19 protein-coding genes and 1 other annotated feature are annotated in these 21,876 nt (G+C 30.9%); of the genes, 1 reads left to right on the forward strand and 18 read right to left on the reverse strand.

Going from position 1 to position 21,876, the window contains the following annotated elements; translation table 11 throughout:
• From rsmA to RT714_RS00530, 7 genes are all read right to left on the reverse strand, one after another.
• A partial coding sequence (gene rsmA / locus RT714_RS00500; protein ID WP_313755664.1) for a 16S rRNA (adenine(1518)-N(6)/adenine(1519)-N(6))-dimethyltransferase RsmA occupies window positions 1-523 on the reverse strand: 523 nt, incomplete at its 3' end.
• On the reverse strand, window positions 513-1,061 hold the full coding sequence (rnmV, locus tag RT714_RS00505) for a ribonuclease M5 (protein ID WP_313755665.1): 549 nt from the start codon (window positions 1,059-1,061) through the stop codon (window positions 513-515). The genes rsmA and rnmV, both read right to left, overlap by 11 nt.
• Before the next feature lie 232 nt (window positions 1,062-1,293).
• Window positions 1,294-2,061, reverse strand: coding sequence for a TatD family hydrolase (locus tag RT714_RS00510; protein ID WP_313755666.1), 768 nt, complete (start codon window positions 2,059-2,061; stop codon window positions 1,294-1,296).
• Window positions 2,062-2,081: 20 nt separating this feature from the next.
• Entirely contained in the window at window positions 2,082-3,434 is a 1,353-nt protein-coding gene (locus RT714_RS00515; protein WP_313755667.1) for a phenylacetate--CoA ligase family protein, read from the reverse strand.
• An 84-nt stretch (window positions 3,435-3,518) separates the two neighbouring features.
• Entirely contained in the window at window positions 3,519-5,480 is a 1,962-nt protein-coding gene (metG, locus tag RT714_RS00520) for a methionine--tRNA ligase (protein ID WP_313755668.1), read from the reverse strand.
• 270 nt (window positions 5,481-5,750) lie between these two features.
• Window positions 5,751-5,983, reverse strand: a binding site (T-box leader).
• Between the two features lie 161 nt (window positions 5,984-6,144).
• A complete protein-coding gene (locus RT714_RS00525; protein ID WP_313755669.1) occupies window positions 6,145-9,123 on the reverse strand; it encodes a collagenase in 2,979 nt (992 codons plus the stop codon).
• Window positions 9,124-9,592: 469 nt separating this feature from the next.
• Window positions 9,593-9,799 (reverse strand): hypothetical protein, encoded by a 207-nt coding sequence (locus RT714_RS00530; protein ID WP_313755670.1) that lies wholly within the window; start codon window positions 9,797-9,799, stop codon window positions 9,593-9,595.
• A 220-nt stretch (window positions 9,800-10,019) separates the two neighbouring features.
• Here RT714_RS00530 and RT714_RS00535 point away from each other — a divergent pair, with 220 nt between their 5' ends.
• Complete coding sequence (locus RT714_RS00535) at window positions 10,020-11,051, forward strand: 3D domain-containing protein (protein ID WP_313755671.1); 1,032 nt, start codon at window positions 10,020-10,022, stop codon at window positions 11,049-11,051.
• 36 nt (window positions 11,052-11,087) lie between these two features.
• Here RT714_RS00535 and RT714_RS00540 read toward each other — a convergent pair whose 3' ends face one another.
• The 11 genes from RT714_RS00540 to tmk form a co-directional block, all read right to left on the reverse strand.
• On the reverse strand, window positions 11,088-13,688 hold the full coding sequence (locus RT714_RS00540) for an HD domain-containing phosphohydrolase (RefSeq protein ID WP_313755672.1): 2,601 nt from the start codon (window positions 13,686-13,688) through the stop codon (window positions 11,088-11,090).
• A gap of 164 nt (window positions 13,689-13,852) precedes the next feature.
• Window positions 13,853-15,691 (reverse strand): ATP-binding protein, encoded by a 1,839-nt coding sequence (locus tag RT714_RS00545; protein ID WP_313755673.1) that lies wholly within the window; start codon window positions 15,689-15,691, stop codon window positions 13,853-13,855.
• 13 nt (window positions 15,692-15,704) lie between these two features.
• On the reverse strand, window positions 15,705-16,700 hold the full coding sequence (locus RT714_RS00550) for a DNA double-strand break repair nuclease NurA (RefSeq protein ID WP_313755674.1): 996 nt from the start codon (window positions 16,698-16,700) through the stop codon (window positions 15,705-15,707).
• Between the two features lie 83 nt (window positions 16,701-16,783).
• Window positions 16,784-17,614: a 16S rRNA (cytidine(1402)-2'-O)-methyltransferase gene (rsmI, locus tag RT714_RS00555; RefSeq protein WP_313755675.1), complete on the reverse strand. Its 831-nt coding sequence runs from the start codon at window positions 17,612-17,614 to the stop codon at window positions 16,784-16,786.
• A 55-nt stretch (window positions 17,615-17,669) separates the two neighbouring features.
• On the reverse strand, window positions 17,670-18,419 hold the full coding sequence (locus tag RT714_RS00560; protein ID WP_313755676.1) for a tRNA1(Val) (adenine(37)-N6)-methyltransferase: 750 nt from the start codon (window positions 18,417-18,419) through the stop codon (window positions 17,670-17,672).
• 31 nt (window positions 18,420-18,450) lie between these two features.
• Window positions 18,451-18,618 (reverse strand): 4Fe-4S binding protein, encoded by a 168-nt coding sequence (locus RT714_RS00565; RefSeq protein WP_313755677.1) that lies wholly within the window; start codon window positions 18,616-18,618, stop codon window positions 18,451-18,453.
• A 97-nt stretch (window positions 18,619-18,715) separates the two neighbouring features.
• A complete protein-coding gene (locus RT714_RS00570; protein WP_313755678.1) occupies window positions 18,716-19,615 on the reverse strand; it encodes a stage 0 sporulation family protein in 900 nt (299 codons plus the stop codon).
• 14 nt (window positions 19,616-19,629) lie between these two features.
• Entirely contained in the window at window positions 19,630-20,598 is a 969-nt protein-coding gene (holB, locus tag RT714_RS00575; RefSeq protein WP_313755679.1) for a DNA polymerase III subunit delta', read from the reverse strand.
• 14 nt (window positions 20,599-20,612) lie between these two features.
• Window positions 20,613-20,906: a cyclic-di-AMP receptor gene (locus RT714_RS00580; protein ID WP_399325486.1), complete on the reverse strand. Its 294-nt coding sequence runs from the start codon at window positions 20,904-20,906 to the stop codon at window positions 20,613-20,615.
• A gap of 3 nt (window positions 20,907-20,909) precedes the next feature.
• The gene (locus tag RT714_RS00585) at window positions 20,910-21,236 is read right to left on the reverse strand and encodes a cyclic-di-AMP receptor (RefSeq protein WP_313755681.1); all 327 of its coding nucleotides are present in this window, start codon (window positions 21,234-21,236) and stop codon (window positions 20,910-20,912) included.
• A gap of 4 nt (window positions 21,237-21,240) precedes the next feature.
• Window positions 21,241-21,870, reverse strand: coding sequence for a dTMP kinase (tmk, locus tag RT714_RS00590; RefSeq protein WP_313755682.1), 630 nt, complete (start codon window positions 21,868-21,870; stop codon window positions 21,241-21,243).
• Window positions 21,871-21,876: the final 6 nt, after the last annotated feature.

The raw sequence follows: 21,876 nt of genomic DNA on the forward strand, positions 1-21,876 counted from the left end.
ATAGAGAGCCATATTCTTTACCACCAGAACCTGCCGCCATTCTTTCTGCTACTTCTTTCTGAACCATAACTATAATAGATTCCAGATTCAAATTATCCTCTATTAATTTAGCTATTATTGGAGTAGTTACATAATAAGGCAAATTTGCTACTACTTTAACGGGACCACCATCTAATTTTTCTTCTATTAATTTTTGCAGATCAATTTTTAATATATCTCCATGAACTATTTCAACATTATTATATTTTCCAATTGTTTCTTCTAATATAGGTATCAAAGTATTATCAATCTCAATAGCCAATACCTTTTTTGCCTTTAATGCTAATTCTTCCGTTAGAGTACCCATTCCAGGCCCTATTTCTATTACATAATCCTCCGATGTAATATTGCCGTTTTCTACTATCTTTCGTACAATATTTCCATCTATTAAAAAATTTTGACCTAAGGATTTTGAGAACTTAAATCCATGTCTTTCTAAGATTTCTTTTATATATTTAGGTGAATAAAGCCTTTTATCTTCCATGGTCTGGTTCAATCCTTTCCAAAGCTTCTTTAAATTCTTTTCTAGTTATTCCAAAATTATTTAATCTATTTAGAAATTGTTTAGAGTTTGCATATCCTATTCCTAATATTTCTCCTAGTTTTTCCCTTTTCTCTCTTGACTTTGGACCACCAGCTAATCCCAAGACAATGAGTTCTTCTTTTGTAAATTCTTCTTTTCTTTCTATATTACTTGGTCTAGCCTTTAATATTGCCTCCACTATATCTTCTTTATCTGCATTTTCTACTCCGATATCTCCTTTTTTTAAAGCCTTACCTTGAGGTAAAAATGCGTGTTTACAATTTTTTATATGTTTAGCTAGATCTCTCCTAATTTGCTCTCCAGCATAATCTGGATCTGTTAAAATAATAATCCCTCTCTTTTCTGATATATTTTTAAGGGTCTTAACAAATTCCTTTTTATACCCGAATCCGCCAGTAGCAATAACCTCCGCATCTAATGCTGCTTTCACAACAGTTATATCATCTTTTCCTTCTACTACTATTATTTCCTTTATCAAAATAACAACCCCTTATTTTAATTGACAATTGAAAATTGACAATGGATAATAGAAAGCATAAAAAACCCTTAGAAACTATAATAATCATATTGTATATATTTTTATTTTTTCATCTTTCTGTCTTTCAATTGTCAATTCTCAATTTAAGCAGGGTACTAAAATTGTGGTTTTCAATTTTGTATACTCCCTTAGTTTGTTTATCTAGTACATTGTCAACTCCAACTATTTAAAATTAAATAATCTTAAATAGCTCTCTCGTATTTCTATTAGTAGCCTTTGCTAACTCTTCAAAGGATATTCCCTTAGCTTCTGCTATGGTACCTGCTACATATCTTACAAAAATGGGTTCGTTTCTTTTACCTCTATAGGGTTCAGGAGTTAAATAAGGGCTATCTGTTTCTATTAGAAGTTTACCTAGAGGAACTGCTTTAGCTACTTCTTTACTTACCTTAGAGTTTTTAAATGTAACAGGACCTGCTAAGGATATATAAAATCCCATCTTTATATATTCCATTGCCATCTCAACGCTGCCAGAATAACAATGCAGCACTCCTTTTAATCTTCCATCCTGTGCATCCTTTAATATATCAAATGTATCCTGTGCCGCATCTCTAGTATGAATAATCACTGGTAAATCTACTTCTTTTGCTAATTGAAGCTGTTCTTTAAACCATTTTTTTTGTATATCTCTAGGGGAATTATCATAATAGAAGTCTAATCCTATCTCCCCTATTGCCACTACTTTATCTCTTTTAGCAAAGGATTTCAATATTTCTATAGTGGAATTGTCCATTTCCTTTGCAGAGTGAGGATGTACTCCAACTGCTGCATATATATTATCATATTTTTCAGCTAAGGATACAGATGCAATACTGGAACCTAAATCGGCACCAATATTTATAACCATTTCTATCCCATTATTTTTTAAATCCTTAATTAATACATCTCTATCGTTATCAAATCTTGAATCATCAAGATGTGCATGACTATCTATAAGCATAATTAACTCTCCTAGTTTCATTATATTTCAAATTTACGAATAGCATATCTATACTTTCCTGAAGCTGTTACTGGTATATCATCTACAAATTTTACATCTATTGTTGCTTTTGGCAATAGTTCCTGAACTCCAGTAATAAATTTATCTATTTCTTTTACGTCATAGCCTTCCCTTTTAATTATCTTTAGTTCTGCTTGTAAAGGACTATATTGTACAATCTGAAACTTTTGAATTGCCTCTATGGATCGAGAGATATGATTAAATATATGACCATGAATTAATTCACCATCTACAGTTACAAACATATCATCTTCTCTACCATCAATTTTGTCTAATATGGGCAGTCCCATTTTACATTCACAATTTCTATCAGTTAAAACTGCCCTATCGCCTATTTGATATCTTAATCTAGGCATTGAAAAATTATTTAAATCTGTTACTAAGAGAATACCACTTTCTCCAAAAGCCAAAGGCTTAAATGTCTTAGGATCAACCACTTCAAGTATAGCATTTTCTGCAGTAATATGCATATTTCCACAGGGACATTGATATGCTAAAATCCCTCCATCCCTAGCACCATATTCATTTACAACTGGACAGTTAAAGGCTTCTTCTATTATTTCCCTTTGAAAATCATGTAAGGTTTCAGATGTAGAAATAATTGCCTTTAATTTTAATGGGAATTTTAGCTTTTCTTGCAGCATTAAAGATGCAAAGGCATGTAAAGCAGAAGCATAGCCATATAGATATTCAGGTTTAAATTTAATAATTTTATTTACATACTCTGCCATATTCTCTGGTTTTAAGGAGTATGCAGGTATTATTATTCTATTCTTGAGCCATTTTTCTTTCATGCGATATTTCTTCTGCTCAGCTTGGTTTAATTCCAAGGGATTTCCCCAAATCATTACACTTCTACTTCCTGGAGTAATCCCCCACCAAGAAAGTCCTCTCCATCTTGCTGCTTCATAATACTCTACAGTATATCTATCCATAAAAAACTTAACTGGCTCACTGGTTGAGCCACCAGTAATATTAGGTATCAGTTTAGATTTTGGAGTTGTATTGTTTAAAAACGACTCCGAATTATTTCTAAATTCAACCTTATTTAATACAGGAAACTTTAAAAAGGCACTCCTTACATCAGATTCAATCTCATCTAATAGATAATCATACTTCTTATAAGCAGGAACATTTTTTATACATTCTAGTAAAAGTCTTTTAAGTTTTTCTTCTTGTAGCATTTTTAATTCTATAGTATCTAGTTTTTGAGAGTTAAGAAGTTCCTTTATATTTTCTCTTATTTTATTACCATTTTTCTTTTCCATAATTGGATACAATATATTTTCAATAAAAGGTTTCACCATATCCATATTATCACCCCCATGGTAAGTTACGGAAAGAAGATGGTTCTCCTGCTAGTTTTCTTGCAAAATGAGAACCATACCCCTGTCCTATTATGATATTGTTGCTCCTGACTTTAAATCTTCTAGGGTAGACACTAGGCTAAGTTTACCGTCACTATCTTCTGCTGCTAATATCATTCCCTTTGATTCTATACCTCTTAGTTTTACAGGTTTTAAATTTGTAACTACTACTACTTTTTTACCCACTAAATCTTCTGGTGAATAATATTCTTTTATTCCTGATACTACTTGACGTTCTTCCTCACCTAATTTTAATTGTAACACATATAATTTATCTGCCTTTGGATGATTTTCACAGGACATAACTTCTGCTACCTTTAGCTTTATTTTATCAAATTCATCTATTGTAATTTCCTCTGCTTTTTCTTCTTCTACTTCCTTAACTTCTTCCACATTTACAACCTTCTTTCCTTTACTTCTTAAATCTATAAGTTTTTGATTTTCATCATTTAATTTAACTAATTCCTTTTCTATATCAAGTCTTGGGAATATAATACCTCCCCTTGCTACTTTTGTTCCTGTTTCTAGTATTCCCCAAGTTTTGGCATCATTCCATAATATATCATTTTCCAGGCCAAGTTGTTTCCTTATCTCTATTGATGTTTTTTCCATAAATGGTTTAATTAGTATAGATACAATTCTTAGGGATTCTGCCAAGTTATATAATACTGTATCTAGTCTTTCCTTATTCTCTTCCTTTGCCAAAATCCATGGAGCTGTTTCATCTACGTATTTATTAGTTCTTCTAATTAATTTCCATATTTCTTCTAAGGCATTGGAAAAGTTTAATTTGTCCATATACTCTTCTACTTTAGATGCTGCTTTTATTCCTATTTCCTTTAGAGAATCATCAAACTCTCCTTCCTTGACAGGTGCTGGGATTACTCCTTCATTATATTTTTCAATCATTGTAACTGTTCTACTGACTAGATTTCCTAAGTCATTAGCTAAATCTGAATTAAGTCTTTGTAGGAACTTATCCCTATGGAAAGAACCATCCTGTCCGAAGGAAAACTCTCTAAGAAGAAAGTACTTGAAAGCATCTATACCATATAATTGAATTATTGGCTCTGGATATATTACATTCCCCTTTGACTTAGACATTTTATCATCTTCAAATAATATCCAACCATGACCAAATACTTTCTTTGGTAATTCTAAATCCATTGCCATTAAAAGTGCTGGCCAAATTATAGTATGAAACCTTACTATTTCTTTACCTACTAGATGAACATTTGCAGGCCAAAACTCTTTAAAGTTTTTATCATCATCAGTACCATACCCTAAAGCTGTAAGATAGCAAGATAAAGCGTCTATCCATACATATACTACATGGGATGGATCAAAGGGAACCTTAATTCCCCAATCAAAGCTAGTTCTAGACACACATAAGTCCTCTAAACCATCCTTTAAGAAATTGTTTATCATTTCGTTTTTTCTTGATTCTGGTTGAATAAACTCTGGGTTTTCTTCATATAGTGCCAGCAGTTTATCTCTATATTTTGAAAGTCTAAAGAAATAGGCTTCTTCTTCTGCAAGATGAACTTCTCTACCGCAATCTGGACATTTCCCATCCTTTAGTTGTGATTCTGACCAAAATGCCTCACATGGAGTACAGTAATGTCCTTCATATTTTGATTTATATATTTCACCTTTTTCATATAGTTTGATAAATATTTCTTGTACTGCTTTTTCATGATGAGGATCTGTAGTTCTTATAAAAGTATCATAATCTATCTCTAAAGTTTTCCACAATGCTTTTATATCTGCAACTATTTTGTCCACATACGCCTTTGGTGTAACACCATTTTCTTTGGCTTTCTCTTGTATCTTTTGACCATGTTCGTCTGAACCTGTTACAAAATATACATCATATCCTTGCATTTTTTTAAACTTCTTTATGGCATCTGCTGCTACTGTAGTATAGGTGTGCCCTATATGCAGATTATCAGATGGATAATAAATTGGTGTTGTCAAATAATATTTTTTCATCTTTATACCTCCCGTTTATTTAATTAACAAATAACAATTAATTATTAACAATTAAAAACACTAAACAAGTTAATCCTTTAATATTTTCATTGTTAATTGTTCTCTATTAATTGTGCATCTGTCGTTCGTTGTGTTAGGTCATTTCCCGCAGTCTCGCAACTCAAATTTGTTCACTCCCTAACGGTCGTGCAAATTTGGTGCTCGTTGCGTTTGACCTACATCAGCTCACTACCGTTCGCTGTGTTAGGTCATAAAAAAGCCTTCGTCTCTTATAGAGACGAAGGCTGTCTTCGCGGTACCACTCTAATTTATCTAAATCTTACGATTTAAATCTCACTAGGTTATTAAACCTTGCAGTGTAACGGCTGCTTCCGTCATAGCTTAAAATCTTCGGCTATAAAGTTCAGGGTCCATCTTCGGAATAACATTAATCACTGGCTTTCACCTAAATCCAGTTCTCTATAGAATAATCTTAATCCTACTCTTCCCTTCCACACCTTATTTTTTCTTTCCTTATTTGATATATTATTATACTCTAACTTAGCTATTTAGTCAACTAAATAATTTATTTAAAAACATTAATTTAGCAGTTTCTTTATAACCATTGTTATCTAATTATATAAAGATATATTAAATTTAAATCTTGTTTTTAAACTATCTATGTTTATTTAAGCGGCCCATTAACATTTATAGTATAGGATCCTATTCCTGAGTATTTATAAATATAAAGATAATATATACCTGGTGATGAATCATAAGAACCTGTTAATCTCCCACCTGTCGTTGAAGTTGGATACATTACATAGTTTGTAAGATCTGGTGCTTTGTAAAGCATCCAGCTAATCCCTAAGCCACTGTCTGGTATCACATTTATATCAACTTCTCCATTGGAAATTACATCAAAATAGTATACATCTACATTGTCATCACTATCAAACCTTGCCGAAACTGTAAGATCATTCTTTATAGGTCCATTTGCATCATCAAATGTATCGTTTGGTTCAGTTTCAGATGTAATACCATCACTAGGGTCGGTTCCAGATTCATTAATTGTAACCTGTGCTTCATCTGTACTTTTTGCTCCTTTATCATCCGTTACTGTCAAGGTTGCTATAAATGTACCTGCCGTTGAATACATATGGCTTGGATTTGCTTCAGTACTTGTATTACCATCTCCAAAGTTCCATAAATATGATACAATTGTTCCATCATTATCTCTAGAACCTACACTGCTAAAGTTTATTGCCGTTCCCTTTGTTCCTTCATATGGACCATTTGCCTTTGCTACTGGTGGATCGTTTACAGGTGCTGTTCCATCACCTGTAAGTATTCCATGAAATACTACATCAAATTCTGCTTCATTTGATGAGTTTACTTTATAATTTGTAAAGTAACACACAACTGTTTTATACCCACTCCAAGGATATGATGTAAGTGTCTTTAGGGATTCATTCGCCATTAAATCCATGTATTTCCAATCTGCTACACGACCTTGTGATGATGTCTTTTTGTATGTTCCACGCAATGTAAATGTATTGAAGAATTGTGATTGTGATTGAGTCATTATAACATCCCTAAGATTTATAACTGAAGTTATATCTGAATATAATGCTTCTAAGTCTTTTCTTGGATGAGTTGCTAAATAATCATCAGCTACAAGAGGAATATAGTAACTATTACTATTGTCTACTAGATATTGCATTTGATTCTGATATTCTGTATTTAAACTGGCATTATTACTATACTGACTTATTAAATTATCATATGCCCTTACATTGTTTGTCTTTACAGCATCATTTAAACTGTTGAGCATATCCATATTTTTTTCATACATATAATTATAAACAACAAAACTGTAAGTATAAAAAGTAAATCCACTGTTATATGATGAATGTAAAGTCTTAGCTAAAGAGTATCTCTCTGACTCTCTGCCAATATTAGATACCATGGACTTTCTTGGTACTACACCATCAGTACGAGTAGAACCAGCAAACCATTCAGCTCCGCCTTCCTCAAACCAAGTCAATCTATCATTCTGATAAATTTCTGACTCTCCCCACATGCCAGGTACTAAATATCTACCTTGTAAATAATGAGTAAATTCATGGCGAAATAACTCTTCTAATGTATATATACTATCTTGAGGAGTTCTTTCATAAGTGTAGAAAGATCCCCAACTTTCTATATACATACCACCATTATTAGTATCTAGCCCGAACAGATATCTATTCATACCATACTCATCAGGATTATTATAAATATAGCATTTCAATATTTCATCAGTATTATTGGCTTCAAGGGGAGTATCTTTTCCTACTGCCCTATAAAATTGCGCTCTAACTTCGTGTGAAGCCCAATAAAGTCTTTTAACTTTATCAATTGTAACGTCATTTCCTGTATATATTATTAATTTTCCATCATCAAAAGTATACGTTCTAGGTAAGTATCTGTTTATTCCATCTTGTTTGATTTTATTAATATCTATTTCCCTGCCATAATAATCTAATCCATTATAATTATCTACTATAGATGAAGCGGCTTGGAAATACTGCTCTCCTAAATATGGATATAAACTCATTGCCTCTGTGAGAACTCTATTTCCTTCACTTGGATTACTGTGAACTTTTCCTAATGTCCCCATCCAATATAATCCATTATTTATAAGCCATCCATTATCTGAAGTAATATTTCCTAATAATGCTATATTTGATACTTGTGCTATATAGTTATCAATTCTACCATACCAAATAGTTCTTGATGGTGTAACACCTTTATAGAGTTCTTCACTAATATCATATTCTATACCACCACCTAAATTATAAATAGCTGTTCCTTTTCTATAATCCTTGATATAGGTATCTATGTTTGATTTGAATTGTTGAAATATAGGAATAGTACGATTAATTACATCTACATTAGTTGAAGCATTCCACATAAGAAGACCTATGGCAGATACTAACTCGTCTTGCTGTGCTGTTCCCAGTTTGAAGTTAGCATTCCTCATAACTGAAACTATTGCTGGCAAACATTTATCATGATAACTTCTATCATTAAGTTCACTTAATTGACTGTTGTAGAAACCTAAATAAAAACCTGCTCTAATTACTTCGCAAAGTGTAGGTATACCTTTGTTATCAGTGCTCGTATACTGTCTTCCACGAACGTTTACTGCATCAATAAGTGCTTGCATACGACTTTGATCGGAATAAAATTCATATGCATCTTGGCTATATTGGAATAAATCTGTAATATCACTGTAGTCAATAGTAACTAGCAAATTTACTAAATCAGTATAATTTAATGTCTTTAGGTAAGACATTGAATAGGTACTTTGCATTGCAGCAAGTGAACTTTGGTCAGTAGATTCCGGTTGCGGAGGTTCAGGTGGTTTTATTGTTAATGAATTATCAGTAATTTTTCTTGAAAATATGCTCGTCTCTGTCTTTTCTTTATTATCTATTTTTCCTATAGGTGGTTGATGCGATATTGATGAAACAGCGGCATTATCATCTATTGCTAAAACCAAACTACTGAAAACATTGCTTAACAGTAAAGTAACAATACATAACAAGCATATAACTTTAGATAATTTATGCCTGCTTAATAAAACCTTTTTTAGATTTTCACTAATTGTTTTTTTCATAATAGAACTCTCTCCTTTAAAATAATTTTATTTTACAAATAATTCTTTATGAAAATACAATCTTCACCTCCTTAGAAATAATTTGTATTATGAATAATCCTTGATGAAAATATAATTGTCACCTCCTGGGATAATATAGTTACAGTTCAATTGCTACACTTTGGTATATTAGGTTATAATCTTAATGTAATAATACGGGGAGATAATATTAAATGATAGAAGTTACAACATATATATTACAACGGGTGCTGGATACTGTTTTCAATAAACCGTGAACCAACCTTTTTCAAAAAGTTATGCACTAAGAATTTAGTGTAAAAGATATAATTTGAGATGGAAAAACCTTGAATTTTAAAAACCTATCTTACGAAGAATAAATTCTATTACTAATTTAAATATTTTGACACATGTAATATTATTATATTTAGCTATTGTTACAATTTCCCTAAGTCAAAAGCAATAATCATATTTAATTATTTATCTTGCAATCTTTATGCCATTTTTTCATTTTAATGAAATATAGTAATATCAATAATATTCCTTCATTGAAATTAAAAAAAGTATTAAATTTAATACTTTTTTTAATTATTTTAATATTAGTACCAAATTTCAGACTAATTTCAAAGTTAAATTTAATCTCTTCTATATATCCACCAAACTTTATTAGCCAGTACATATGCTGACATATTCTCTGCTACAATATTATCTGGTGGTACAGTAAAAAATAATAATTCTCATTTTCATGAATAGTTTTCCATTTATTGTATATGATATTCATATATAAATAAAGAAACATAGTAGGGTTATCTGAATATTATGTATATTGTATCAAAAATTTGACAAATAATAAGTTTTTGATTACAATACAAGAATAGTTAAATTATAGGAGGTATATTATGGAAAATTTTACAGTCAATAAGACTTGGAAATTTATAGTCTTGACTGCCCTCGCTATAGCTGTAACTGTATCTTTAGGGTTTTACTTGTACCAAGGTAGTAGAGTTAATATTACCTTACAGCTGGAAGATGAAGTTAGAGAAGTAGCTTCACATTCCAAAACAGTGGGAGAATTACTTGAAAAAGAATCCATCCCATTTTATAAAGGCGCCTATATTAATGTAGGCTTAGACAGAGAACTTGAAGACAATATGAATATAATTATAAAGAATCCAAAGTCATACACTATTTTATCAGCAGGATTAGAATTAGATGTAGAGTCAACTTCTAATACTGTAGGTGAAATTCTAGATGACAACGGAATTGTATTAGGAGAAAAGGATTTTACCAATCCAAAACAAGACGATACAATTGCAAATGGAACAACGATTGAAATATTTAAAGTTGAGGAGGTGGTTGAAACCGTTGAAGATATTATTCCTTTTGAAAAAATTGTAAATAAGAGTAATAAAATAGATATAGGAACATCAAAAATTGTTCAAGATGGTAAAAACGGACTTAAAAAATCTTATTTCAAAAAGGAATTTATCAATGGCAAACTTTACTCAACTGAGTTTGTAAAAGAAGAAGTAATTACCCAACCAATTTCTGAAATTATAGAAAAGGGCACTAAGGATTTAATCGTTACATCCAGAGGTAATACTAGCTACAGAAAAGCTATGACGATGACAGCCACTGCCTATGACTTATCATTTGAAAGTTGTGGAAAATCACCAGGTGATAGATATTATGGTCTTACTGCCTCAGGTACAAAGGTTAGACCTGGTGTAGTTGCTGTTGACCCTAGGGTAATACCATTAGGCACGAAACTTTATGTTCAAAGCCTTGATGGAACTAAAGATTATGGTTTTGCTATAGCAGAAGACACTGGAGGAGCAATTAAAGGAAATAAAATTGATTTATTTCTTGAAAGTTCTAGTGCAGTTAATAGATTTGGAAGAAGAAAAGTTAAAGTATATGTATTAAAATAAAAGCTTAGGCTCCTAATAGGAGCCTAAGCTTTTATTTTAAAATTCTTTCCATTGAGCCTTAAGGATTTTTTTTACAAATATTTTTACTAAGTTGGGGTCAAATTGAGTCCCTGAATTTTTTATAAATTCTTCTACTATTTCTTCATCTGATAAAGCCTTTCTATATGCTCTATCACTTGCCATTGCATCATAGGAATCCGCAATGGTTATAATTCTTGATATTAAGGGAATATATTCCCCCTTTAATCCTTTAGGATAGCCTTTTCCATCATATCTTTCGTGATGATAAAGTACATATTCAGCTATTTGAGACATTTCATTTACTGTACTAAGTATTCTATATCCAATTTCAGGATGTTTCTTCATCTCATGGTATTCTTCATCAGTAAGGTATCCAGGTTTATCTAAAATAGCTTCATTAATTGCAATTTTACCTATATCATGTAATAGTCCGGCATTTTCAATTTCCTTTAGTTTTTCTTCTTCCATACCTAAAGCATTGCCCAGTTCTTTAGAAATAATTGCTACTCTTTTAGAATGTTCCTCTTCTCTTTTGTTTTTTTCATATAATGTCATCATTATGGTTTCTATGGTCTTGCTTCTCATACTAGGACCTTCAAATAATTTATTAGCATACATATTATCTTCTGCCTTTTTAAATATATTTGAAATATCAGTATCAAAATTATATTTAGTTCCAACTCCAAATGATACTGATAACTCTATATTAGTTAACTTCTCATCTGAAATATTTTTTTCCTTATTTAGTTTTTTTATTCTCTTTATAATTTCTTCTGCTTCTATTTCATCTGTCTGAGGTAGAATAATTAAAAATTCATCTCCACTTATTCTTGCTATAATATCATTTTCTCTACAGCATTCTTTGATTATAAAACTTATTTCTTGAAGCAATCTATCTCCTATTTTATGACCAAAAGAGTCATTTATTAGTTTAAGTCCATTTACATCTGCCATTACAAGGGTTAAAGGAAGGTTTTCAGGTGTATCTAGTCTTCTTAGTTCTTCTTCGAAAAATCTTCTATTATATAAGCCTGTTAACTGATCTCTATAAGATAACCTTATTAATTTGTCTTCCATTTTCTTTTTATCCGTTATATTTCTAGTTATAGAAACTACTTCATTATCATTAAGTTTTACTATTCTAATCTCATAATTTTGAATGCCCTTTGAAATTTTAAGCTCATATTCGAAGATTCCCATTCTACTATTTTTTAATACTTCTTTTATTTTCTTCATTGCAATATCTGTTATTTTAGGTTCAAATATTTCTCCTATTGTTTTACCTAGAAATTCTTCTCTTGCAAGATATAATTCCTTATTGTCAGATGATTCTACTTCAATAAATCTTCCTTCACTGTTGATTATAAATAATATATCTGGTAAAACCTCTATTATAGCTTTATTCTTTTGTAATGCTTTCTTTAATTCCTTTTCAGATTTAATAAGCCTTTCATTTTGATCTCTTATTTCTTCTTCCATGGCTGCTAGTTGTCCATATGAAGCTTCTAATTCTTCATTTTGAGCCATTATTTCTTCTGTATTTTGTTCAGTTTGTTCAAAAAAATCTTGTGTTTTATTTAATACTAAATTAATGGTCTTTCTCAATCCTATGAAGGGATCATTTGTTTTCATTGGTATCCTATATCCAATATTTTCTTCAATATTGATTACACTAATATCCTTGTCCAAATTATTTACAGGGACTAGAAAATTTACTCTCTGTAAATAAATAAATGAAGTAAATATAATTATAGCTATGACTAAGTCAATTAAAAAAATTCTTAAAGCATTTCTATTTTTACCTTTAAATTCTTCTAAAGACATGAAATTTCCAATAATCCAATCAGTCCTTTCTACAGGCTGATATGATAAGTATCCTAAAACTCCATCTAACTCTACCTCTATTTTCCCACTCTTAGTTTCTTGTAGTTCTTCATGTATATTATCACTTATTGAATTTATATTAATTAATTCAGACTCTAGGTCATATTTATATCTAGGATGGGCAATTATATTTCCTGCATTATCTATTAAAAAAGAATATCCTAAATCTTTAATTTTAGTATCTTTCACTATTTCCATAATTCCTTCCATACTAATATCAGAAGCTACAACACCTAATAGTTCTCCATTTTTATTATATATAGGTTTTGATATGGAGACTACTAAATTTCCATCTACGGCATCTACATACGTATTTGAAAATGCTAATGCTTTTTCTTCCTTTGCCTTTATATACCACTCTCTTTTTCTTGAATCATAATCATCGGGAGGAATCCAATCATTAGAGATTATAAATTTATTATTTGTATCGCCAAAATACATATATTTAATTGCTGGATTATTTTCTACAAGGGCTTTAAAATATTCTACAATTTCATTGTCTGAATAATGCCCTGTAGATATAAAGGCTGAAGCTGCAATAGTATATTGACTGTAATATTCTAAATTACTATTTATTTGAGCCCCTAAATGTTCTATAGATTTAGTCATATCCAATTCCTTATGATTAGTTATAGCCTTATTTAGATATGTATATTGAATTACTAATCCTATAGCCACAATTAAAGTAAGTATTATACCAAATAAATAAAACTTTTTTTGTATGATTCTCATATTAGCCACCTCAATATATTAGTATTAAGTAGGAATTTATTTTAATATAATTACTTATACCCAGCATTTACCTATTATCCACTTAAATAGATAGCTTTTTCTGAATATTACATAAAAATTGCTATAAAAAAGATTGCTTGAATTATCAAGCAATCTTTTTATTTCTATATTTCTTTATATCTATAACCAAATATGGTTTCTTCTTTTTTTAAATATCCCTTGTCTACCATTTGCTTTAATCTATCTTCTAAGGATTCTATGGTCATGGTAATATTTGCATCCTTTTCTATCTCCATAATCAAATGGATTAAGTCTGTATCATTTATGGGAAATTTTTCAGCTATAATCTTCATGAATTTTTCATCATCTTCTCTTCCCTTGTTCTTCAACTCATCAAATGGGTTTTCAGCATGAGGAGTAGAGCTAATAGCCGCTCGAATTCTTGCAAATATTGTTCTTCCCATGGAAGCAGATGAAATAAATACATCTCCTGTTCTTAAATATGGAAGTCTTCTAGTTTCTTCCATTGTGAGGTCTGTTTCTTCCTTTATAGTCTGTATATCTGATGCCCTAACAGTTCTAAATATAAACTTAGTATTTAACTGAGCTGTAATAGTTTCATCTAATAATGTCGGTCTTTGGGTTGCCAAAATTAGAAATGCACCATATTTTCTTCCTTCTTGAGATATTTCCTTTAGTATAGATTTAGATGGAGAGTCATATCCCTTTGGTGCAAAGTTGTGAGCTTCGTCTGTAACTACTATAAATGGCGGAAAATATTCAGCATGAGTCTTTTTATATAGTGCATCCTTATAATCTCTCCTCTTGTGGTATAGATTATTCAGTAAATAGGTACTAAAGACTTGTAAGATTCTAGTATTTCCCTGAATTACCATTAGTTTTCCCCGTTGAAGTCCTTCTTCTATTTCACGTATATCCTTAGAAAATACACCTTCATTATCTAACCTCTTTAACCTCCACATTATTCCTTTTACTGAATTATATGGGCAAGTCTTATCATATTTTAGATAGACTTCTTTTCTTCTCTCCCATGCTTTTTTTTCTTCATCTGAGTCAGCATAGTTAATCCTATTATCTATTCTATCAATGGAACCTTCTTCTTGAGCATCTGTTAACATCTGCATTCTCGTATAAAAACTATGAAGAGAATCTTTTCTTTTAAATAATATATCTACTACATTGTTCATAGCATCAGTGAGATTTGAGGCAGCATCTAGTAAATTTTTTAAATCTTGAGCATTTAAATCTTCAAATTTAACTCCTACATGATATCCTACTTGTAAACATTTAAATTTATCTCCAAAACTTACTGTATTTTCTTCTAAATATGGTGCTACTTGACTAAAATCCATCTCAAAATGGGGGTCTAATACTATGGTAGGTATGTTTTGCTTCATCAATTCCTCTAGCAACACTCTAAGTCCAAAGGATTTACCTGAACCTGATCCGCCAAATACTCCTATATGAGGATAATGATGCATAGACTTTATATCTAATATATAGGGGATCTCTCTTTGAAGGCATAGTCCCTTTTCTTCAAATGTATATAAAAGATTTTTATACTCATCATCCATGCCTATTGCCATATCATCTGTATTTCTAATTACTCCTAATACTAATCCTTCTTCTTTTTTAGTTCTGAGCATTAACTCCTTTACTTCATGAAATTCTGGCAATCTAATGTCTGAGCCAGTCTGTACTGGATATAAAGCTTCATTTAAAAGCCTTACCTTTGCTATATAAATGGTTTCTTCATCTATGTTATATCCTAAAGTCTTTAAGGATTCTAATACAGACGAATCCACAAAATCTCCTGCTATATTTAAAGGAATATATCTATTGAAGGTCTTTGCCTCTACAACTTCCCCTATTAACTCACCTTGGTAAGAATCTTCTATTATTAAAAACTCATTTATTCTAAAGTTTCTAGTCTTTGAACCTATGAAAACCTCTTGTTGAGTTGTAATCCCTACTACTTTCATCTAATCACCCCGCTTAGTTTCTCTTTGCTCTTTCTGATATAAAAAACCTTTCATACAAATCTCTGTCCATATACCTTTCCATAAGACCATTTATCATAGCATCAGATATTTTGACCTCTTTATCTACTATATCCAGCCATAGAGGTACACCTCTGCTATTTTCCGGAGTTAAAGTGAAAACGAGCCTTCCCATTTCCTCTAAATAATCCTTCTGGCTATCTATAATGTCCATTCCTATAACCGTAGGGGCTAGGGAAGACCTCATAAACACAGAAGAATATCCCGCTTCCTTCTTCTTGTTGGCTTCATCATCTATGATTATCATCTCACCATACTCTAATTGACCAAAGAGTAACTCTCTGTCATAGGCATTTATGTTCATTTTAGGATAGATCTCTCCTAACTTATCTCCTATAATAGAAGTTTTTATGTCTTTGATAACTCCAACTAAAAGGATACCCTGTCTTTCACATTCTTCCCTTAATTCCAACCACAAATCATAGGCATCTATGTTATATCTAATAAGTGAACCATCCATAAGTATGGCGTAGGGTTTAAGTTTCTTAGCACTCTCTAGAGCAACTTCTACTTCTATACCAGCTAATAGTCTATTTCTCTTATCTGCTATTATTTTTTCATCTTCTTCCAATATATTTTTTTCCATATCTGAAAATAAAGGAGTATATATATCTGCTTTGAATATAGGCTCATCTTTCATTATGGTTGACTTTGCTAAACCTTGAAAAACATCTACAAAATGAGGATAAGCCCCACCCTTTCTATTTGTAGAGCCATCAACTCCCACAATACCACCTTTGCCTTCATATAGAGCTAAATGATTGTTTTCTAATTTTTTCATTGATTTAATAGAACCTACATGTTCCTTTATAAATTCTCTTAATATATTCTTATCTAAAGATAATACTTCCTTGTATTTGTCTTGTATTAAATTGTTCAAATTAGATATCTTTTCTTTTAATTCATTATGTATGGTATAAATAGTAATCACTCCTTAGTTTAGTGAATAGTTAATATCTAATAGGAAATAACTAATAGTTGAAAAGATTAAAGTACCCTAAGCCTTGCTACAAACTATTCACTGATTCTAATGCTTTCTTTATACACCAAATTTTTAGGTATATTATACTCTTCAGATACCTTTTTTACTGCTTCTTTTTTTGTAAGTCCTTTATTTATATATTGATTTAACAATTGGCTTATATCAATTTCTTCAACTTCCTTTTCTTCATGATTTCCATCAACTATTAAGACAAATTCACCTTTTACACCTGAGTTTTGAAATTTTTCCAAAGCTTCAGTTGCTGTACCACGAAAAGTTTCTTCATATTTTTTAGTTAATTCCCTGGAAATAGAAATCTGTCTATCTCCTAATATTTCTTTTATGTCTTCTAATAAATTTATTAGTCTATGGGGTGCTTCATATATAATTGTTGTTTTTTTATACTCTTTAATCTTTTGGAGTTCTTTTTTTCTTTCTCCTTTTTTAGAAGATAAAAATCCTTCAAAAATAAATTTATCTGTGGGTAAACCAGAAATTACTAAAGCAGTAATAGAAGCTGTAGCTCCTGGGAGCCCTAAGACTTCTATACCATAATCAATTGCCTGCCTTATAAGCTCTTGACCTGGGTCAGATATACCTGGCATCCCAGCATCGGATACCAAGGCAATACTCTGTCCTTGATTTAACTTTTCTATTAATTCAATCCCCTTTTCCTTTATATTGTACTTGTGATAGGATGTAATAGGTTTTTTAATATCATAATGATTTAATAGCTTAATAGTATGCCTTGTATCCTCAGCAGCAATTAAATCTACTTCTCCCAATATCCTTATAGTCCTAAGGGTAATATCCTCAAGGTTTCCAATAGGAGTAGGACATATGTATAAAACTCCACTTTCCATTTTATCTCTCCTTTGAATAACTTCTCTTTTTGGTGCCTGGCACCAAAAAGAGAAGTTATTTCCCAATTCTTCCATATATCTTATAGATTTCATCTGTATATGTTCCATCTTCATTATATACTATTAATGGCTCGTAAAATTTCAAATCAGGTTTACCAGTCTTTACTGCTTCAATTAAGATTAGATTTGGTTTTTTAGATATTTTAGGCTGAATAAATCTTATGTATTTCGGTTCTATTTTATATTTTCTAAGTAAATAAATTATATCCACTAATCTATCTGGTCTATGTACCATGTAAAATTTGCCAAGGGGCTTTAATAGATATTCCGTAACTCTAATTATATCCTCAAGAGTACAAGTTATTTCATGACGGGATATGGCAAAGTTCTCCTTTGGATTTACTAATGCTCCTCCTGATTTCATATATGGAGGATTTGTTGTAATAGTATCCATTGTACTTTTACCAAATTTCATAGGAAGTTCCTTTAAATCCATATTTATAATACTAATTTTATCATCTAATTTATTTAATTCAATAGATCGCTTTGCCACTTCAGCCACTTCTTCTTGAATTTCTATACCATATATTTTATCCACTTTGTCCTTCGCATATAGCCTCAAAGGTATAATTCCCGTTCCAGTGCCTAAATCCATTACTGTTCCTTTGCCTTTTGCAAAATGGGATAAGAATATGGCATCAGTACCATAGGAAAACTTTTCCTTATTTTGTATTATTTTTAAATCAGATCCTGGAATTATATCTATTCTCTCATTTTCTTTTAGCATGACCTTCTCCTTTAACAAAAAAGACCCCTTTGGGTCTTTTTTATAAGTACTATTCTGATTTAGGTGCGTCTACTGGACAAACATTAGCACATGCACCACAGTCAATACATTTTTCAGGGTCTATTACATAAATATCTCCTGCAGATATAGCGTCTACTGGGCATTCTGCTTGGCAAGCGCCACACGCGATACAATCATCATGAATTTTATATGCCAATTGTTTCACCCCCTTGTTATGCTTCTATGTTAATACGATTTAATTTTAACAGATTTCAATGAATATTAAAAGAGATTTTAAATTTATTTAATTTTTATTAATCTTCCAAAGACTTAATATCTATTTCTACTTCCCCTATTATTTCATTAGCTGATTCTATTACTTTTTCATATGCAGCATCTATTTGTCCAGTATCTTCAATATCTTGTATCTGGAAATATAATAAATCATCTGTATTATCTTTCAGTCTTACCTTCACCTTAACCTTTTCAAGTAATGTAAAGGTTTCTACAACTGTTCCCCTTCCTTCGGGAGTAATAACTATAGCACCAATTTGAGGCATTTTCACCAATAACTCCTCATATACTTCATGCTCATATTTTAAACAACACATAAGTCTTCCGCAAAGTCCTGATATTTTAGTTGGATTTAAAGATAAAGATTGCTCTTTAGCCATTTTTATAGATACAGGTTCAAATTCCCCTAAAAACTGTCCACAGCATACTACTTTACCACATGGTCCTATACCGCCTACCATCTTTGCCTCATCTCGTACTCCTATTTGTCTAAGTTCTATTCTAGTCTTGAATATGGCAGCTAAATCCTTTACTAATTCTCTAAAATCCACTCGGCCATCAGCCGTAAAATAAAATATTACTTTATTATTATCAAAGGTATATTCTACATCCACTAATTTCATAGATAGCCCATGTTCTCCCACTTTTTGCTGGCATATGGCGATGGCTTCATTTGCCTTTCTCTTATTTTCTCTATGGATGTCAAAATCTTCATCTAGTGCTACTCTGATAACTTTTTTTAATGGAGCTACTATTTCACTCTCTTGAATTTCCTTTGGTCCTACTACTACATGACCAAATTCTACTCCTCTAGCCGTTTCTACTACTACAAAATCATTAAATTTAACATCTATATCATCAGGGTCAAAATAATAGATTTTACCTGCTTTTTTAAACCTCACTCCTACTACTGTTACCATAAATATAATTCCTCCTATATACTTAGAAGCATAGTTTCTATAGATAAACTAAAATTCACATTTCTTTTAATATTTGTTTTAGTATCCTCTACTCTATATATTATATCATTAATTTTATTTAAATCCATAAAGGATTCCTCAGATAACATATGGAGTTTGTCTTCATTTATCAATAAGGATATAGTCCCTAATTCTTTATAAATAATTAAGTCCCTAAACCAATAGATAATAATATCTAATATTTCATCAATATTTTCCTTATTTTCATTAAAAAAGTTGATAGAGCTAAGGGCTTTTGTCTTTTCACCTTTTATTAAACTATCTATTATCCTTATAATTTCCTCTCTTTTATCGAAGAAATCCTTGGACTTAGCTAATTCAATAGAGCTTTCTACAGATCCTTTTGTAAAACTTGCAATAAACTTAGCTTTATATTCATCAACTCCATGATCCTTTATCAATAATTCTATTATCTTAGGAATAGACAATGGATAAAATTTAATTATTTGACATCTGGATAATATTGTAGGAAGTAATTTACTACTGCTAGATGTTATCAAAATAATATTTACATATTCTGGAGGTTCCTCCAGGGTTTTTAATAAGGCATTATGACTTTCTGATCTCATCATATCACAATCATCAATAACAAATACCTTTCTTCTACCTTCAAATGGTGCTGTTGCCATTGATCTAATTAACTTTTCAATTTCCTCTTTTTTTATAATACCTTTTTCAGGGGATAAAAGTTTAAAATCCGGATGATTGTAAGTATCAAACTTTATACATTGATTACATATATTACATGGCTCAGCTTGTCCCTCTTTGCAAAGAAGGGTTTTAGAAAAGGCTAGAGCCAATTTTTTCTTACCTAAGCCTTTTTCTCCTTCAAATAAATAACAATGGCTGATACTTTCATTTCTTATGGAGTTTTTTAAAGCCTCTATTTGCTTTTCATGTCCAATTATTTGTTTAAAATCCATAATATCCCCCAACTCTATATCTTTATATAATTATCTATATCCATTATAAATAGGTTGGCACCTCCAACTGTTATCTCATCATTTCCAGATTTTACTTTCTTACTAGAACATTCTTTTTTTATTAATTCTACTACTTCATCTACTTTATTATCTTCTACCCCTATGAAAAGTGTAGTATTGCCTGATTTTAGAAAACCACCTGTTGAGGATAGTTTTGTAGTTCTTATTTTATTTTCCATTAAAGTTCTTATAACTTTTGTAATATATTCATCTTGAATTATAGCAATAATAAGTTTCAAAGAACTCACTCCTTATATTTTAATATATTTCTCTACATCAAGTATAAATACTGTTGCTCCTCCAACCTTTACTTCTAAGGGGAATGGTATATAGGTATCTCCCGGCATTGTAACTGTAAGGAGAGATGTTGTAAGTTCCCTAGTCTTGCAGTTTTCCTCTATTATATTTATTGCAGAAGGCAACTCTTCCTCATCTATTCCTATTAAAAGCGTAGTATTTCCCGATTTCAAAAATCCTCCTGTTGATGATAATTTAGTAACTCTAAATTCTTTTTCTGTCAAATCATCAATTAAAGCTCCTGCATCTTGATCCTGAACTATACATATTACAAGTTTCATCTCTTCACTCCCTTTTGTTAGTTAGTAAGTTTTCAACTTCTTTAATACTTTCCCTAAGAACCTCTTCTATTGATTTAGTGGCATCTATAATCTTTATATTCTTTGGGTATCTTTTCAAAAGTTCCATATAACCTTCATAAACTGTTCTATGAAAATCATTGCCTTCTTCTTCTAGCCTGTCCCCACCATTCTGAGTTTTTCTCTCTAGAGTAATTTCTGGGTCAACATGGAAAAAAAGGATTAAATCAGGATACACTCCTTTTATTGCAAAATCATTTATACTCTTTACTTCTTCAATCCCTAAATTCCTTCCTACCCCTTGATAAGCTAAACTTGATAGAACAAATCTATCACATAGTACAATCTTCCCTGCTTCTAAAGAAGGTAGTATCTTTTCATGAATATGTTGTCCTCTAGATGCTGCATAGAGTAAGGCTTCTGTTTCAGCTCCCATATTAATATTTTTCTTATCTAGAATAATATGGCGGATTTCTTCTCCTATTAAAGTACCTCCTGGTTCTCTAGTTATTACAAATTCTATGCCCTTATCTTTTAAATAATTCCCTATTAATTTTATTATTGTTGATTTACCTGAGCCATCTGGTCCTTCTAAAGCTATAAAAAGTCCTCTCACCAAATA

This window comes from Tissierella sp. (assembly GCF_032104385.1).
GTDB lineage: Bacteria > Bacillota > Clostridia > Tissierellales > Tissierellaceae > Tissierella.

Coding starts and splice junctions, on each gene's coding strand:
- RT714_RS00585 (WP_313755681.1), bottom strand. CDS start 21,236: ATGAAACTTGTAATATGTATAGTTCAGGATCAAGATGCAGGAGCTTTA.
- holB (WP_313755679.1), bottom strand. CDS start 20,598: ATGGATTTTAAACAAATAATTGGACATGAAAAGCAAATAGAGGCTTTA.
- metG (WP_313755668.1), bottom strand. CDS start 5,480: ATGAAAAAATATTATTTGACAACACCAATTTATTATCCATCTGATAAT.
- RT714_RS00530 (WP_313755670.1), bottom strand. CDS start 9,799: ATGTACTGGCTAATAAAGTTTGGTGGATATATAGAAGAGATTAAATTT.
- RT714_RS00510 (WP_313755666.1), bottom strand. CDS start 2,061: ATGCTTATAGATAGTCATGCACATCTTGATGATTCAAGATTTGATAAC.
- RT714_RS00525 (WP_313755669.1), bottom strand. CDS start 9,123: ATGAAAAAAACAATTAGTGAAAATCTAAAAAAGGTTTTATTAAGCAGG.
- RT714_RS00570 (WP_313755678.1), bottom strand. CDS start 19,615: ATGGTAACAGTAGTAGGAGTGAGGTTTAAAAAAGCAGGTAAAATCTAT.
- rsmI (WP_313755675.1), bottom strand. CDS start 17,614: ATGGAAAGTGGAGTTTTATACATATGTCCTACTCCTATTGGAAACCTT.
- RT714_RS00545 (WP_313755673.1), bottom strand. CDS start 15,691: ATGAAAGTAGTAGGGATTACAACTCAACAAGAGGTTTTCATAGGTTCA.
- RT714_RS00535 (WP_313755671.1), top strand. CDS start 10,020: ATGGAAAATTTTACAGTCAATAAGACTTGGAAATTTATAGTCTTGACT.
- RT714_RS00540 (WP_313755672.1), bottom strand. CDS start 13,688: ATGAGAATCATACAAAAAAAGTTTTATTTATTTGGTATAATACTTACT.
- RT714_RS00515 (WP_313755667.1), bottom strand. CDS start 3,434: ATGGATATGGTGAAACCTTTTATTGAAAATATATTGTATCCAATTATG.